The sequence below is a fragment of the Paenibacillus cookii genome (assembly GCF_018333375.1).
In the GTDB taxonomy this organism is placed as follows: Bacteria; Bacillota; Bacilli; order Paenibacillales; family Paenibacillaceae; genus Paenibacillus_AQ; species Paenibacillus_AQ cookii.
This window is the reverse complement of record NZ_BORW01000035.1, coordinates 17,709-34,665: the sequence shown is the minus strand read 5'-3', so window position 1 is coordinate 34,665 and position 16,957 is coordinate 17,709. Positions and strand designations below refer to the sequence as shown.

The following is a 16,957-nucleotide window of genomic DNA, read 5'->3' as shown; positions in this document are numbered from 1 at the left end:
AGCAAGATGTATTTTTATAAAAAGGGTTGACACCATTCAACTACAACTGTAGTATAGATTAATGTCAACTACAATTGTAGTTTGCTAAACCATACCAGGAAAGGAGCATTACAAAATGAATGTAGCATCAAAAGCGGCAATCGTAACATTAAGCAGTGTATTACTGCTGGGTTCCTCGGCGAGCTTTGCGGCGGAAACGAAATCTTATAAGGAAGCTCAGAAAGAAACCGTTAAAAAAACAGCCGAGGCGACCAAATCTATACCTGAAAAGGACAAAAAGTTTATCGAAGACGAGATCAACAGAATAAAGGAGCTATCCAAAAAGCCAGGCGAGTCGTATGTCCTATATCACAAATATCCTCAGTTAAATAGCGGACTTTCACTTAGCTATTGGGGACTGGTGGAAGAGTTCTCTTCTTACGAAGCCTACTTGAAAAGAGCTTCCACTTTGGAGGGTTCGATCCTGAAGCAGCCCGCAAACCTGCCGGCCGGATACAAGTTCTTGTCAGCGACCATCGAAGGTCCAACAAAAGGGAAATTCGTTGATGAAGTAAAGGCCGAAGGCAAAAAAAGCGGCAAACCGATCTATGCGAAGAAAATAGAGTGGAAGGAAGCGGCGGATATCCGTCTCAAGTATACGAACGGAAAGAGCACGTTAACTTTCTCAAAGTATACAAAAGATCCGGAGGGAAGCAAAAAGAAAGGGTTCTTTAACGATACGCTTCCTGCGAATATCTATCCAAAATCCGTATTCTGGTATGATGGCGGCAAATACGAATACGGTGTCTCTGCCACTTCGGATATCCCTAGAGAAAAGAAAATCGCGATGCTGAAGGCTGCGGTAAAGAAATAATATGTTTGGGAAGCGGCGCGGATTTGTGCATGTAACAAAAATAGGGAATCTTATCTCTCTTAAATGTTGACATCACCAAACTACAAATGTAGCATGAACTATACTACGTATGTAGTTAAGGCGAATGAACTTTGGAGGTTACATGCATGAAACAAATACCATCGGTTACGGATGCAGAACTGGAAATTATGCGGGTGTTATGGGCAAATCCCGATTGCCCTTCCAGTGAAGTTGTAAAGCAACTCGCAGACAAAATGGGCTGGAGCCCGAATACGACGCGGACGCTCTTGAACCGATTAGTGCAGAAGGAAGCAGCGGGGGCCAAGCTGGAAGAGGGTTCAAAGCGCACCCAGCTGTATTATCCCATCATCAGCGAGCAGGAATTTTTGCTGTCCGAAACCACATCCTTTATGAAAAAGCTGTATGGCGGGGCATTAAAGCCGATGCTGGCCAACTTATTAAAGGATAGAAAGCTGAACGCACAGGAAGTCGAGGATCTGAAGGCTTTATTTGACGAAAACCGCAGCGTCGGCGAACCGGGAAAAGAGAGATAACGGATGAGTCCAACATTGCAAGCGAATGTATTGTCTGTTTTTGGCTGGGTGATTCGCGGATCATTTATGGCCGGCATTTTGGTTCTGCTTGTCCTGATCGTGCAATTTCTATTCAAAAACAAGCTTGAAGCAAGATGGAAATATTTGATTTGGCTGCCTGTAGCGATCCGTTTGCTGCTTCCTTGGGCGCCGGAATCTTCGCTTAGCTTGTACAATGTTTTGTCTTTGGAGGCCATAGCGCCCGGATTTCATCAGAAGACCCAGGATCCCACGGCATTTAAGAATGCGGTGATCGCAGGGGAGACGGCGGTTCAAAGGAATCGGACCTTAAGCCCGGAATTGAATGGAGCCACCGTGCCTGCCTCATCCCATGAACCGGGAAGCGTGCAGAAAAGCGGTTTTTGGTGGAGCGAGATCAAAAATATGAGCTTCATCCATATGCTGTTAGCGGTATGGCTTGCGGGCGTGTTATTCTTTTCGGCGAAAACGGTATTTGACCAGAACCGATTGAAACAAGCCTTGCGCGCAGGGCGAACCATCGATACTCCTTTTTTATCGGCAGTCTTTCAAGAAACGAAGCATCTATTTGGCATCAAGCGCAATGTGAGGTTTGTCGCATCGGAACGGATTCCCGGACCAGCCGTAGTCGGTTTTTTTAAACCTGCAGTCGTAATTTCGCCAAGCCTGCTCGTTACGTTGCAAAAGGATCAGCTTCAATTGATTTTGGCGCATGAATTTGCGCATATTCGGCGGCGGGATGTGGCAGTGAACTGGATGATGCACATGATCTTGATTCTCCACTGGTTTAATCCGCTCCTATGGTTCGCGATACATAGAGCAAGGCAGGATCAGGAGATTGCCTGCGATGCATGCGCCTTGGACCGGATGATGCCGCAGCAAAAAAATGCATACGGGCAAACGATTATTCATGTGTTGGAGCATTTGTCGGTCAGTCATTACCGGCCTGGTCTTGCCGGCTTGTCCGCCACGCATAAAGAAATGAAAAGGAGACTTATGATGATCCGACATTTTAATAAAAAATCCTACCGCTTGTCCATTCTGGGCATGGGGATGATTCTCGCGCTTGGCAGCGTGACATTGGTTAACGCGAAGGAAAGCGGCGCGGAAAGCGCACCGCAAAAATTGCAGCAGAATTCAAAAGTTGCCGTGGACAAAGAGAATGACGTTATTTATCCCGAGGGAAACATAGACCGCGAGCTCTACAAGAAAGAACTGGAGAAGATTCAAAAAAAAGCTGAAGCGGCAGCCAAGGCTTTAACTCCAGAGGAAAAGAAGTATATCGAAGATGAGACGAATCGAGTGAAGGAACTGAGCAAAGAGACAGGCGATATGTACGTTCTGTATCATAAATATAAGGATCTTAATAGCGGACTCGACCTCAGTTATTGGGGAGGGATAGAAGAATTCTCTACTTACGAGGACTACTTGAGAAGAGCTTCCGCATTGGAGGGTTCGATCCTGAAGCAGCCTGCCAACTTGCCGGAGGGGTATAAATTCTTGTCAGCGACCATCGAAGGTCCAACAAAAGGGAAATTCGTTGATGAAGTAAAGGCTGAAGGCAAGAAAAGCGGCAAACCCATCTATGCGAAGAAAATAGAGTGGAAGGAAGCGGCGGATATCCGTCTCAAGTATACGAACGGAAAGGACACGCTGACTTTCTCAAAGTATACAAAAGATCCGGAGGGAAGCAAAAAGGAAGGTTTCTTTAACGATACGCTTCCTGAGCATATCTATCCAAAATCCGTATTCTGGTATGACGGCGGCAAATACGAATACGGGGTCTCTGCCACTTCGGATATCCCTCGTAAAGAGAAAATTGAAATTCTGAAGGCTGCGGTAAAAAAATAAGCGTCAGGCGATCCGTTTTATGCATCGACCCATGTCGTCCTGTTGACACAGGATGGCATGGGTTCTTTTTTTGTTGCCGGCACCTAACACGCCACGAAATGGAACAAATAGTGCTCGGGGAGATACTATAGATTCACCGCTCGAAATCAAATTTGAACCCATAAACAGATTGAATTCTATTGTGCGGTCAAATAGCAGGGATGCGTGGGGATAAACGATCGATTCATGGCTTTATCGCCAGGACGGAAGTCGTGCATGACTGAAATAATCCTGGCTGAAAAGTAACAGGCAGCCCTCGGCCTGACCGATGAATTCCGGACCTCTGGCTGATGTGCGGGACGTTCATATCATGTTAAGGTAAAAGGTAGGATAGGACGGTATTGTCAGGCGTAACAGCCAAGCAGCCGTCAAATCCTCCTTTTTTCTAATATTTTGACCGAATTACCAATTTGGTCAAGTGGTTTCTTTTAAAGAAAAGCAAACAGGATGATGGAGGGAAATACCATGACAGAAAATATTCCGGTGCCTCAACCCAAAACTTATGGACCTTTAGGAAATCTGCCGCTGCTGGATTCCTCCGCACCGGTGCAATCGTTGGTGAAGTTGGCCTCGGAGCTTGGGCCCATCTTTCAGTTCCAATATCCCGGCGGACGCAAGGAGCTCTACGTCTCCGGCCATGAATATGTGAAGGACGCTTGCGACGAAAAGCGCTTTGATAAACGGATCTGGGCTCCGCTGCAAAACGTACGCGCTTTTGCGGGCGACGGTTTGTTTACGAGTGCGACCCAGGAAACGAATTGGAAAAAAGCGCATAACATTCTGCTGTCCAGCTTCAGCCAAAGGGCCATGCAAGGGTACCACGCAAAAATGCTGGATATTGCCTTGCAGCTGATTCAAAAATGGGGGCGGCTGAATCCGGACGAAACGGTGGACGTACCTGCGGACATGACCCGGCTGACGCTCGATACGATCGGACTGTGCGGCTTTAGTTACCGTTTCAACAGTTTTTACCGGGAAGGCAACCATCCCTTTATCGATGCGATGGTGCGGGCGCTTGACGAAGGAATGAACCAGCTTCACCGCCTGGGCATCCAGGATATGTTTATGGTCCGGAAGAAACGGCAGTTTCAAGAGGATATTCAGACGATGTTCTCTCTTGTCGACGAATTGATCCGGGAACGTAAGGCGCATGGCGGGAATGAGGATGACCTGCTCGCTCACATGCTGGAAGGCGTCGATCCGGATACAGGTGAGCGTCTGGATCAAGAAAATATCCGCTACCAGATCATCACATTTCTGATCGCAGGACATGAAACGACGAGCGGCCTGCTCTCCTTTGCGATCTATTTTCTGTTGAAAAACCCCGAAAAGCTGCGTAAAGCGGTGGAAGAGGTGGATCGCGTCCTGAAAGACCCGGTACCGACGTATAACCAGGTGCGGGACCTGAAATATGTCCGAATGGTACTTAGCGAGTCCCTGCGGTTATGGCCGACTGCGCCGGCTTTCTCGCTGTATGCCAAAGAAGATACATGGATCGGGGGAACCTATCCGCTCCAAAAGGGTGACAGCGTGACCGTGCTCATTCCGGGACTTCACAGGGATACACGCGTCTGGGGGGACGATGTGGAGGCGTTCAGACCCGAGCGTTTTGAAGATCCAAGCAAAGTGCCCCATGACGCGTATAAGCCGTTTGGCAACGGCCAGCGGGCGTGCATCGGGCAGCAGTTCGCCCTGCAGGAAGCCACCTTGGTGCTGGGTATGGTTCTGAAGTATTTTGAGCTGACGGATCCCGACCACTACGAACTCAAGGTAAAAGAGACGTTGACACTGAAACCTGAAGGGTTCCGGATTCGGGTTCGCAGTCGGAAGGGAGCCGTGATCCCGATGGGTTCCGGCAGCTCCGAACCGCTGGATACCGCTGCTCGCGAATCCGGCAAGCCGGCTTCATTGGCGGAAAACGCGCACCATACGCCGCTGCTCGTCCTGTACGGTTCCAATTTGGGCACGGCCGAAGGCATTGCCAGAGAATTAGCCGATCTCGCCAAGTATCAGGGATTCAGCAGTCAGGTCGGTACCTTGGACGACTACGTCGGCGCCCTTCCCAAGGAGGGAGCGGTGATCATTGTAACGGCTTCCTATAACGGCCAGCCTCCTTCCAACGCGAAGGCTTTCGTTGAATGGCTGGAATCCGCCGACAATTCGGCCGTCCGGGATGTCCGCTACATGGTATTTGGCTGCGGGGATCATAATTGGGCCAGCACGTACCAGCGGATCCCGCGCCTGATCGATGAGCTGCTGGCAGACAAAGGCGCCGAGCGGCTTATCCCGCTAGGGGAGTGCGATGCCAGCGGCGATTTTGAACGGGAGGTTGACGACTGGACGGAGCGATTATGGCCGGATTTGATGCAGGCGCTGGGACTGCCGGTCGCGGCCAACCGCGAGCCGAAACGGAGCACGCTGTCGCTTCGTTTTGTCCAGGGCGTGGCCGAAGCTCCGCTGGCGGAAACCTACGGAGCCGTGTCCGGCCGGATTGTGCGCAGTTACAATCTTCAGCATGCAGACAGCGGAAGGGTCACGCAGCACATCGAAATTGCGCTGCCGGAAGGCACGACTTATTGCGAGGGCGATCATCTGGGCGTGCTCCCGGTCAACCCTGACCCATTGGTACGGCGGGTACTCCGCCGATTCCGGCTGGATGGCTCCGCTCACCTGATTCTGGAATCGGGCGGGAAAAACATTCCCCACTTGAAGGCAGGCGTTCCGGTCCGACTGGACGAACTGCTGTCCCGCAGTGTCGAGCTGCAGGAGCCGGCGACCCGTGCCCAAATCCGGGAGATGACCGCGTGCACGGTTTGCCCGCCGCATGCCAGGGAACTCGAGGCGCTGCTCGTAGAAGAGACGTACCAGACGGACATTCGGGCGAAGAGGGTTACGATGCTCGACTTGCTCGAGAAGTATGATGCCTGTGAGCTGCCGTTTGCGCGTTTTCTGGAACTGCTGCCGGCACTGAAGCCGAGATATTACTCCATATCAAGCTCGCCTCAAGTCAGCCAAGATACGGCCTGTATCACGGTCGGCGTGGTCCGGGGGGAAGCATGGAACGGCAAGGGAGAGTACCGCGGCATCGCCTCCAACTACTTGGCCGGACTTGAACCGGGAGCCGAGGTGCTGATATTCGTCCGGTCCCCTGAATCCGGCTTTGTACTTCCGGAGGATTCCGCCACACCGCTGATCATGGTGGGTCCCGGCACGGGCGTGGCTCCGTTCAGAGGTTTTATCCAGGCCAGACGGGCACTCCAAGCGGCAGGAAAGGTGCTGGGTGAAGCCCATCTGTACTTTGGCTGCCGGAATCCGGAACATGATTACCTATACCGCGCGGAGTTCGAGCAGGCGGAAAGGGACGGCCTGGTCACACTTCATACGGCTTTCTCCAGAGCGGAAGGCGCAAATAAGTGCTATGTCCAGCATCTTATGAAGCAGGACGGGGAGCTGCTGCTGTCGCTGCTCGAAACCGGGGCTAAGTTGTACGTTTGCGGCGACGGCACCCGGATGGCCCCGCAGGTGGAACAAACGATCATGGAGTCTTATCGGGAAAAAAGCGGGGCGAGCCGCGAAGAAGCGGCTGAATGGCTTGCCGCGCTTGAAGCGGCAGGCAACTATGCGAAAGACGTATGGGCCGGTTGAACCACAAGCTTCCATGTGTCTGGTAAGTCACATGATCTGGATTTGCTTACTTGCTGTAGACAAATATGTTGGAGAGAGAGGCACAAGTCTTTCGGAAAGGAGTTAGCAAGGTCAAAAAGAGATGGAGTGCTTGCAGCATCCCGGTTCATGGACCGCAGGGATGATCATCGCTTATTGGATTCGCAAGATGTTGAGGCCGGTGTTCGGGTGGTCGAAGTTTTGACCGGGAAAAAGACGGGCAAACGTTCGCCGGGCGGATTACCATCGTTTGATTCGCGTGACGCCGGGTAATATAGGATAAACGAGAACTTGTTTGGAGGGATTCGCAATGCCTTGGAATAAGCATGATTACCCTGTGTCCATGAAAAATCTGGAGCCCCGCGTGCGGAATAAAGCGGTCGAAATCGCAAACGCGCTGCTCGAAGAAGGCTATGAGGAAGGGCGCGCCATTGCCATCGGCACCGCCCAGGCGGAAAAGTGGAATGAGGACCATCCGGTTGGCGAAGAAAAGCCTTCGAAGCATAAGTAACCTCATGAACATTTCGTTCAGCACCGACGGCCAGGCAACTATAATGTAGAAAAGGGCCGTGTGACCTCTATTTCACACCTACTGTACTCCACATATAATACAGAGCTGCCCGAAACAACCCTGAAAACCGCGGTCCGCCAAGCACGGACCGCGGTTTTTCTCATACCGGGAGAAGCCCGCAGTGTAACCCCTTATAGAGAATGGAAAAGCCGGAATAGAAGATTTTAATACGATATTGTGGCCGGAAAGGCATCAATGGTACAGTATCAGCAATAAATAATCCCGACTATACACATTGGAAAAAATAAATCATATTGAAACCGTCGAGGGTCATTTTTGGAGTCATTTCAAGCATCAACCCAAATTTAAAAAAAGATGGAGTGAGTGAACGATGGGCAAAAACAGACAGCTTCGACTGGGGGCCACCATACACGGCGTGGGCAGCAGCCACACCGCCTGGAGACATCCGCAAATTCCTTCGGATGCGAGCGTAAACATTTCGTTCTATACACAGCAGGCACAGAAGGCCGAAGAGGGCAAGTTCGATTTTGTTTTCATTGCCGACGGCCTGTATATCAACGAAAAGTCGATCCCGCACTTTTTGAACCGGTTTGAGCCGATTACGATCTTGTCCGCGCTCGGCGCAGCCACTTCCCGGATCGGGCTTGTCGGCACGCTGTCGACCTCTTACAGTGAGCCGTTTACGGTCGCCAGGCAGTTCGCCTCCATCGACCACATCAGCGGCGGGCGCGCAGGGTGGAACGTCGTGACTTCACCACTGGAGGGAACCGCGCTGAATTTCGGCGGCCGGCCGCATCCGGCCCATTCCGAGCGGTACCGGATCGCGGAAGAGTACCTCGAGGTGGTCAAAGGGCTGTGGGACTCCTGGGAAGACGATGCCTTTGTGCGGGATAAGGAGAGCGGGGTGTTCTTCGATCCGGACAAATTGCACCGGCTGAACCATGAAGGGGAGTTCTTCACTGTGCAGGGGCCGCTGAACATTGCGCGCTCCCGGCAGGGGCAGCCGGTCGTGTTCCAGGCGGGCTCCTCGGACAGCGGCCGCAGCCTGGCGGCGAAAACGGCGGACGCCGTGTTCACCGGCCCGGAGACGATCGAGGAGGCCAAGGCTTTTTACCGGGACGTGAAGCAGCGGGCAGCCGCACTCGGGCGCGCTCCGGAGGAAATTCTGATCTTTCCGGGCATCGGGCCGATCGTGGGCCGCACGGAAGAGGAAGCCGAGCGCAAATACCAGGAAATCGCCGGGTTGGTGACGATTGAGAAGGCTTTGGAATACCTTGGACGCTACTTCGAGCACCACGACTTTTCCCAATACCCGCTCGATGAGCCGTTTCCCGATCTGGGTGACTTTGGCTCGAACAGCTTCCGCAGCACGACCGACCGTATCAAGAGACGCGCCAAAGAGGAGAACTTGACGCTGCGCGAAATAGCGCTGCAGGAAGCGACGCCGCGGACGGGGTTTATCGGGACGCCGGAGAAGGTGGCGGATTTGGTGCAGCAGTGGTTTGAGGAAGAGGCTGCCGACGGGTTCATTATCGGTTCGGGCGTGCCGGGCGGATTGGACGATTTCGTCGAGCTGGTGGTGCCGATCTTGCGCGATCGGGGGTTGTTCCGCACGGAATACGAGGGAGACACGCTGCGGGGAAATCTGGGTCTGCCGGTGCCGGAGAACCGCTATACGAAGCAAAAAGCGCTGTCCTAAACGGGACGTGGGCTCTGCCAATCTGCCAAGTCCCTGCACCTTATATGCAAATGATAGCTGGATCTGAAGGGAGTCTGAGAGAGATGAAGTTTGATTCGAAAAACAGGCGTAAATCGGCAACAGCCGCTCTGCTGGTCATCGTTATGCTGCTGTCCGCTTGCGGAGGCAAGCAGACGGCCTCCCAAGGGCAGACGGATAGCGGGGCGGCACCGGCCGTACAGGGAGCATCCGCCCAGGGCGGGGAGCTCACCTATGCGCTGGCGACGTCGCCGGATACGCTGGACCCGCACCGCACCGGACTGGCCGTCGCGGTCCGCGTCATCCGCACCATCTACGACAGCCTGGTCGTTCAGCTGCCGGACAATACGATCAAGCCGTGGCTGGCGACGGAATGGACCATTTCAGACGATGGGCTTAGCTACACGTTTAAGCTGCGGAAGGACGTCAAGTTCCAGGACGGAACGCCGTTTAACGCCGAGGCGGTCAAGTTCAACTTCGACCGGATTCTGGACCCCGCCACCAAGGCGGCGAATGCGGCCGCCCTGCTTCAGCCCTACAAGTCCTCCGAGGTCATCGACGAGTACACGATCAAGCTGAATTTGTCGACGCCCTCACGGGCTTTTCTGGGCAACCTGAGCCAGGCGCTGCTTGGCATGGTGTCGCCGACTGCAGCCAAGCAATACGGGGATCAGCTGGGGCAGCATCCGGTCGGCACGGGGCCGTTCAAATTCGTCAAGTGGGATGAGAATGCCGACATCAAGGTCGAGCGCAATCCGGACTACGCTTGGGCGCCGGAGATCGTGACCAATACGGGGGCGCCTTACCTGGACGGCATCGATTTTAAAATCGTACCCGAAGAGGCCACCCGGATCGGCAGCGTGCAGAGCAAGCAGGTGCTGGCCGCCGAGACGGTGCCGCCTCAGAACATCCTGACCTTGAAAAAGGATCCGAATTTCCAGCTGCTGCAGGCAAATACGCTCGGCCTGCCGTACACGTTGTTCTTCAACCAGGAGCGCGCGCCGTGGAACGAGCTGAAGGCAAGGCAGGCGGTGCAGCTGGCCGTGGACGTGGACGCCATCGTCAAAACGCTGTACCTGGGCACGTACGAGCGGGCTTGGTCTCCGCTGACCCCGGGCACCTTCGGTTATGACCCGTCGCTGGAAAACTCGGTCAAACCGGATATCACCAAAGCCAATCAGCTGCTTGACGAGCTGGGATGGGTCAAGGGAGCGGACGGCGTCCGGACCAAGGACGGGAAGAAACTGACTCTGCACTACGTCGACGGCACGCCAAACCGGGAGAAACGCAACGACATCGCGGTCATGGTGCAGCAGCAGCTGAAGCAGATCGGCGTGGACGTCGAGGTCGAGATCACGAAGGATGTCCGCACTGTGGTCTACACCAACGGAAACTATGATTTGTACGGCAACAGCCAGGTCAACTCCGATCCGAACGCGCTGTACTCCTTCTACCATTCCTATGATCCAAAGAGCCGGCCGACACTGCCGAGACTCGCCAGTCCGGAAGTCGACAAGTGGCTGGAAGAGGGACGGGTCGAGAAGGACGATGCCAAGCGCGAGGAGCTGTACCATAAAATTCAGCATTATATCATCGATAATGCGGTCATTCTGCCGATTTACGTCTTCCCGTATACGGTGGCCGCTTCCAAATCGGTACAGGGACTTACCTTTGATTCCCTCGGGTATCCGCTGTTCAACGACGTATCTTTGCAAAAATAGAAAGGAGGCTTGAGGCGGCATGCTGTGGATGGTAACCCGGCGCCTTTTAACGTCGCTCCTCGTCATTATCGGCTCGCTCGTTTTGGTGTTCACGATCCTCTACGTTCTTCCCGGGGATCCGACCGACAACATGGTCGACCCCTCGATGGCGACGCCGGAGGTCATTGCGAACTTAAGGCATCAGCTGGGTGTGGACCAGCCGTTTCACATCCAGCTGCTCCATTATTTCGGGAGCATCCTGCAGGGGGATTTCGGCAAATCCCTGCTGAATTCCGATCCGGTGCTGCCCAAAATCGCCGAGAGCTTTCCCGCCACCCTGGCCCTGACCGGAGCCAGCGTGCTGGTGTCCGTAACCGTGGGTCTGCTTCTGGGCGTACTGTCTGCCATTCACCGGAACGGGGCGATTGACATCATCGCCCGCGTCATCGGGCTGTTCGGCATCTCCATGCCAACCTTCTGGTCGGGCATCCTGCTCATCCTGATTTTCTCCATTACGCTGGGCTGGTTTCCGGCGATGGGATCGGACGGATGGCGGACGCTGGTTCTGCCCGCACTGGCGCTCGGCACGGTCGGGAGCGGCTTTATTATCCGGATGGTCCGCAACAGCATGCTGGAGGTCATCAGCGAACAGTTCATCGTGACGCTTCGTTCCAAGGGCTTGGCGGAGCGGGCGGTCATGTACCGTCACGCGCTGCGCAATGCGCTGATACCGGCCGTCACGATGACGGGCATGCTGATCGGTGACATGCTGGCCGGCACGGTTGTCGTCGAGACGGTGTTTTCCCGCCAGGGCATCGGCCGGATCATTTCGGATGCGATCATGGCCAAGGATCTCCCGGTGGTCCAGGGCGTCATTTTGTTCTCAGCCATCATCTATACGCTGGTTAACCTGCTGGTGGATCTGTCCTATACGCTGATCGATCCGCGCGTGAGACGTTCAACTTAAACCTTGGGAGGGAGCAGTTATGAGGGAGGCGGTATCCGCCAAGACGGTCTGGCGCGAGCGGAAGCTCGCGGCCGCGGCCGCACCGAAAATCCGTAAGTTTACGGCAAGCGACCTGTTCCTGGTGGCGGCCGGATTAATCATTCTGTTTGTGGCGGCCTGTGCCATCGTGCCGCAGTGGATTGCGCCCTACGCCCCGACGGAGATGCGGACGGACAGCATCATGCAGGCGCCAAGCGGCGCGCATCTGTTCGGCACGGACTATTTCGGCCGGGATATTTTCAGCGTGGTCGTGTACGGGAGCCGGGACTCGCTCTTTATCGGCTTTACTTCCGTTCTCGTCGGCGGCCTGCTTGGGGGAACGATCGGGGCGCTGTCCGGTTATGCGGGCGGCTGGATCGACACGGCGATCATGCGTCTCAATGACGTGCTGATGACGATCCCGGGCATCCTGCTGGCGCTGGCCATCGCCGGCGCGCTCGGTCCGAGCCTGTTTAACATCGTGCTGGCGGTAGCCGTATCCTCCGTGCCGGGTTATGCCCGGGTGATGCGGGCGCAGGTGCTGAGCATCAAGAGCCGGACGTTCGTCAAAGCGTCGGTATCCATCGGCGCTTCGCCGCTGAGTGTGTTCTGGAAGCATGTGCTGCCGAACAGCCTGTCTCCGCTGCTGGTCATGGCGGCTATCGGTATCGGTACGTCCATTCTGACGGGATCGGGCCTGAGCTTTCTGGGCCTCGGGGTTCTGCGCGAGGTTCCGGACTGGGGGACGCTGCTCTCCCAAGGCAGAGGCTATTTGACCGCGGCCTGGTGGATCTGCACCTTCCCGGGATTGGCCATCACCGCCTTCGTGTTGTCTGTCAACATTATTGGAGATCGGCTCCGGGACCATTTCGATCCAAAGAAAGTCACCCAGCGCTAAAGGAGGGAAGCATCAATGAGCACATTGCTTGATATCCGGGAGCTGTCCGTCGATTTTACGACCCGAAAAGGGACGCTGCAGGCGATCCGGGACGTGACGCTGTCGATCGAAGCCGGGGAAACCGTCTGCCTCGTCGGGGAGTCGGGCAGCGGCAAGACGGTGGCCTCCAAAGCGATCATGCGTCTGATCGACCATGAGAACGGGCGCATCAGCGGAGGAAGCCTTCTTCTGGACGGGACGGACCTGGCAGGCCTGCCGGAGGCAGAACTGCGCCGGATTCGCGGCAAACGGATGGCGATGGTGTTCCAGGAGCCGATGGCGGCCTTCGATCCGGTCTTTACGATCGGGCAGCAAATTCAGGAGACCATCTTGCAGCATGAGAAAGTTTCCAAGCGGGAGGCCAGGGAGCGTGCCGTCCGGCTGCTGAAGCGGATCGGCATTCCGGAGCCGGAGCTGCGGCTGAAGCAGTATCCGGGCGAGCTGTCCGGCGGAATGCTGCAGCGGGCCATGATCGCCATGGCGCTGTCCTGCGGGCCGGACCTGCTCATTGCGGATGAGCCGACCACCGCATTGGACGTCACGATCCAGGCGCAAATTTTGCGCCTGCTGAAAGAGCTGCAGGCCGAGCTCGGCATGTCGATCCTGCTGATCACCCATGATCTTGGGATCGCCGCCGAAATTGCCGACCGGGTGGTCGTCATGTATGCCGGCGAAATCGTCGAGGAGGCGCCGGCTTCCGAGCTGTTCCGCCTTCCACGCCACCCGTATACACGGGGCCTGCTCCGTTCCGTCGCGACGCTCGACACGGTCCGCGGCACGAAGCTGCATTCCATCGAAGGGTCGATCCCGAGCCTGGCCGCACTTCCGCAGGGCTGCCGCTTTCACCCGCGCTGCCCCTTTGCCACGGAGCGCTGTACGCAGGAAGCGCCGGTCTTAACCGGATCCGGCGAGCGCCGGAGCGCTTGCTGGCATGCGGAGGAGTTGGTTCAGTCAGAGGGCTGGATGGCCCCTGCCGTGCCGGGGGGCTCCGGTGCAGCTGAGGGTTCCGGTACAGCTGAGGGTTTCGGTGCGGTGGCAGCATCCAATGCGAGGGCTGTTTCGGGTGCAGCAGCTGCAGGTTCTGGCGACCCGGCGGCTTCCAGCGAGACGGCTGCTTTACGCGTTACACGGGAAGGCGGCGCAGAAGAGAACATTGAAGGACACGGCGAAGCCGGCTCAGTCGGGGCAGCGGAAGAAGCGGCGGACGCTTTGTTTACCGTGGATCACCTGAAAAAGTATTACCCGGTGCATGGCGGAGGCATCGGCAAAGTGAAGAAGCTGATCCGCGCCGTGGACGACGTCAGCTTTACGATCCGCAAGCGCGAAACCTTCGGCCTGGTCGGCGAGTCCGGCAGCGGAAAGTCGACGCTTGGCCGGGTGCTGCTCCAGATGGAGCGTGCCACAGCAGGGACGGTTCTTTTTGACGGCAAGGACCTGACAAATCTGGGAGGACGTGAACTGCGCGCTGCCCGCCAGCATATGCAGACGATCTTCCAGGATCCGTACGGATCGCTGGATCCGCGCTGGAAGATCGGCGACAGCATCGCCGAGCCGCTTAAGGTGCACGGTCAGGGGCAGCGCTCCCCTGCCGACATCAGCCGCCGCGTCAGCGAGCTGCTGGAGCTGGTGGGGCTCGACCCATCGTGGGCGCAGCGGTATCCGCACGAGTTCTCCGGCGGGCAGCGGCAGCGGATCGGCATCGCCCGCGCGATCGCCCTGAACCCGCGGTTCATTCTCGCCGACGAAGCCGTATCTGCGCTGGACGTATCGGTTCAGGCCCAGATCATCAATTTGCTGCAGGACCTGCAGCAAAAGCTGGGGCTGACCTACCTGTTCATCGCCCATGGCCTGCAGGTTGTCCGGCATCTGTCGGACCGGCTCGGCGTGATGTACCTCGGGAAGCTCGTGGAGATCGCACCGAGCGAGTCGCTGTTTCTCGCCCCGGCCCACCCGTATACCCAGGCTCTGATCGAGGCCATACCGCAGACCACGCCCCGCCAAGGCCAGCCGGCCGGAAGCCTGGAAGGGGAAATTCCCTCACCGGCCAATCCGCCCTCGGGCTGCCGGTTTCATACCCGGTGTCCGTTTGCGACAGACCGCTGCCGGCAGGAGGAGCCGGCGCTGCGCCAACTGGACAGCGGTCACCACGCGGCCTGCCATTATGCGCTGTGACGGGATGGCCGCCACCTGAACGGGAGGTTATGAATTGTCAGTCACGATGAATGCTGCCGCGGCAAAGGCCGAAGAGGGGCAGGGCAGTCTGCCGTTTTGGCCGGTTCTGCTCACCCTGTTCTGCGGTTCCTTTGTCGGCATGTATCCCATGGTTTCCTTAAACGTTTCGCTGCCCGGCTTTATCGGCATCTTTCACACCGGCCTCGGGACCGTGCAGTGGATCATTACGGGCTTTACGCTGGCCTTCGGCATGATTGCTCCCGTCAGCGGCTATCTCTCCAGCCGTTTCGGCGGCAGGCGGATGTTTCTGCTGTCGCTGGCCGGAATCACCGTCAGTTCCGTGATGTGTTCCCTGTCCTGGAATATTCATGCGCTGATTTTCTTCCGCATCTTGCAGGGCTTATGGTGCGGACTGATCCAGCCCGTGTCCCTGGCCATGATTTATCAGACGCTGCCGCGAGGAAGACAGCCTCTAGCGGTCAGCGTCTGGTCGTTTTCGACGGTGCTTGGCACGGCGGTGGGCCCCTCGGTTAGCGGGTGGCTTCAGCAGCACGACTGGCACCTGATTTTTCTCGTGACGCTGCCGGCCGGTATTCTGGCCTGGTTGGCGGGCCGTATCCTGCTCCCGAAGGACGTTCGGGGTCCGCAAAAGCGTCTGGATTCCGCCGGACTCCTGCTGGCCACTGTGGGCAGCCTTGCCATTCTGCTGCTGTTCGGCAATCTGCACGCCTGGGGCATGACGTCGGCCTGGACGTGGGGCTGCCTCCTGATCGGCGGCGCATGCACCGCTCTTTTCATCCGGGTCGAGCTGCGCGCGAAGGAGCCGCTGCTGAACCTCAGGCTGTTCGGCAATTTCACGTTCGCCGCGAGCCTCGGTGTATCGCTGATCCTGTCCTTTGCCCTCTACTCCGGCGTATACTTTGTCCCGCTGTTCCTGGAAGAAGTTCAAGGGCTGTCGTCTTTTCAGGTCGGGCTGCTCTTTCTTCCCGCGGCCGCGTGTCTGACCCTGGCCACGTTCCTGTCGGGGAAAGGTTACCGCACCTTTGGGCCGGCAGCGCTGATTGCCCTGGGCAGCCTGATCCTGCTGGTGACGACGTTTCGCTTCAGCCGGCTCGGCACGGAAACGACGCTCGTCTCCGTCATGATCTGGCTGGCGATCCGCAACGTCGGTACGGGGCTGTCGCTGACGCCGGCGACCAGCGCGGCGATGGCGGCGGTTCCGCAGTCCGAATCGGGCCATGCGTCGGCCCTGATCAACTGGCTGCGGCAGCTATTCAGCGCGGGAGCGCTCGGCATGTTTACGTCGGTGTTTTATGCGCGGATGAGCGTGCACGAGTCCCGTCTGCACGCTAACTATGCGGCGCAGGGCACGGAATGGATACGCCGCGAGGCGTATACGCGGAGCATCGACGATGCGTTTTTGTTCGCGAGCGCGCTGGTGGCGCTGGCCATTCCGCTGGCGCTCCTTCTGCGCAAACGGAAGGAAGCGGCGGGTGCAGGACCACGCCTGGAGCAGCCGACCGAACTCAACTGATTTTGAATGGATAGGAGGCCAGATCTCAGGCGCGATTAGAAAAGATTCCGATGCGGCATTACGATACATTGATTAAGTAAACAGCGAAGAAGGCCGATTGCTTGCGAATTTCGGGATCGAAGGAACACACTACACCATACAAAGCAAGGTACAGCAATGGCTCCTGAATGTGAAAAAGCAATTCGATAACAACCCGGATCTGAAGTGGGACGCAGGGCCCGATGTTCTTAGTGCTATACGGCAAAAACGCCTAAATTCTTGATATTTGGGCCATCCTTTTTTGAGATAGATAGCTGGCACCTACCTTGTCTATGATTTTGAATCAAGAAAAACACCTCCGATATTTACTTGAATGATAATAGCGGCTCCGGTTCGTGGACCAGGCAGGCAACGCCATTAGCC

At 56.3% G+C, this 16,957-nt stretch carries 11 protein-coding genes; all 11 read left to right on the top strand.

Going from position 1 to position 16,957, the window contains the following annotated elements:
- Nucleotides 1-115: 115 nt before the first annotated feature.
- The 11 genes from KI367_RS22475 to KI367_RS22425 all read left to right on the top strand — a co-directional run bounded on the left by KI367_RS22475 (nt 116) and on the right by KI367_RS22425 (nt 16,555).
- Nucleotides 116-853 carry a hypothetical protein gene (locus KI367_RS22475; protein WP_212952226.1) on the top strand — a complete coding sequence of 246 codons (738 nt, stop codon included), beginning with the start codon at nt 116-118 and terminating at the stop codon, nt 851-853.
- A 146-nt stretch (nt 854-999) separates the two neighbouring features.
- On the top strand, nt 1,000-1,407 hold the full coding sequence (locus tag KI367_RS22470) for a BlaI/MecI/CopY family transcriptional regulator (protein WP_212952225.1): 408 nt from the start codon (nt 1,000-1,002) through the stop codon (nt 1,405-1,407).
- Nucleotides 1,408-1,410: 3 nt separating this feature from the next.
- Nucleotides 1,411-3,276 carry a M56 family metallopeptidase gene (locus KI367_RS22465; protein WP_212952224.1) on the top strand — a complete coding sequence of 622 codons (1,866 nt, stop codon included), beginning with the start codon at nt 1,411-1,413 and terminating at the stop codon, nt 3,274-3,276.
- 504 nt (nt 3,277-3,780) lie between these two features.
- The gene (locus KI367_RS22460; protein ID WP_212952223.1) at nt 3,781-6,960 is read left to right on the top strand and encodes a bifunctional cytochrome P450/NADPH--P450 reductase; all 3,180 of its coding nucleotides are present in this window, start codon (nt 3,781-3,783) and stop codon (nt 6,958-6,960) included.
- A 328-nt stretch (nt 6,961-7,288) separates the two neighbouring features.
- Nucleotides 7,289-7,489, top strand: a complete 201-nt coding sequence (locus KI367_RS22455) for a DUF2188 domain-containing protein (RefSeq protein ID WP_212952222.1) — start codon at nt 7,289-7,291, stop codon at nt 7,487-7,489.
- Nucleotides 7,490-7,880: 391 nt separating this feature from the next.
- Nucleotides 7,881-9,209, top strand: coding sequence for an LLM class flavin-dependent oxidoreductase (locus tag KI367_RS22450; RefSeq protein ID WP_212952221.1), 1,329 nt, complete (start codon nt 7,881-7,883; stop codon nt 9,207-9,209).
- Between the two features lie 83 nt (nt 9,210-9,292).
- Nucleotides 9,293-10,948 carry an ABC transporter substrate-binding protein gene (locus KI367_RS22445; protein WP_212952220.1) on the top strand — a complete coding sequence of 552 codons (1,656 nt, stop codon included), beginning with the start codon at nt 9,293-9,295 and terminating at the stop codon, nt 10,946-10,948.
- Nucleotides 10,949-10,967: 19 nt separating this feature from the next.
- Nucleotides 10,968-11,894 (top strand): ABC transporter permease, encoded by a 927-nt coding sequence (locus KI367_RS22440; RefSeq protein WP_076174964.1) that lies wholly within the window; start codon nt 10,968-10,970, stop codon nt 11,892-11,894.
- 19 nt (nt 11,895-11,913) lie between these two features.
- Entirely contained in the window at nt 11,914-12,810 is an 897-nt protein-coding gene (locus tag KI367_RS22435; RefSeq protein ID WP_212952219.1) for an ABC transporter permease, read from the top strand.
- A gap of 15 nt (nt 12,811-12,825) precedes the next feature.
- On the top strand, nt 12,826-15,021 hold the full coding sequence (locus tag KI367_RS22430) for an ABC transporter ATP-binding protein (protein ID WP_212952218.1): 2,196 nt from the start codon (nt 12,826-12,828) through the stop codon (nt 15,019-15,021).
- A gap of 34 nt (nt 15,022-15,055) precedes the next feature.
- A complete protein-coding gene (locus KI367_RS22425) occupies nt 15,056-16,555 on the top strand; it encodes a DHA2 family efflux MFS transporter permease subunit (RefSeq protein WP_246537197.1) in 1,500 nt (499 codons plus the stop codon).
- Nucleotides 16,556-16,957 lie beyond the last annotated feature (402 nt).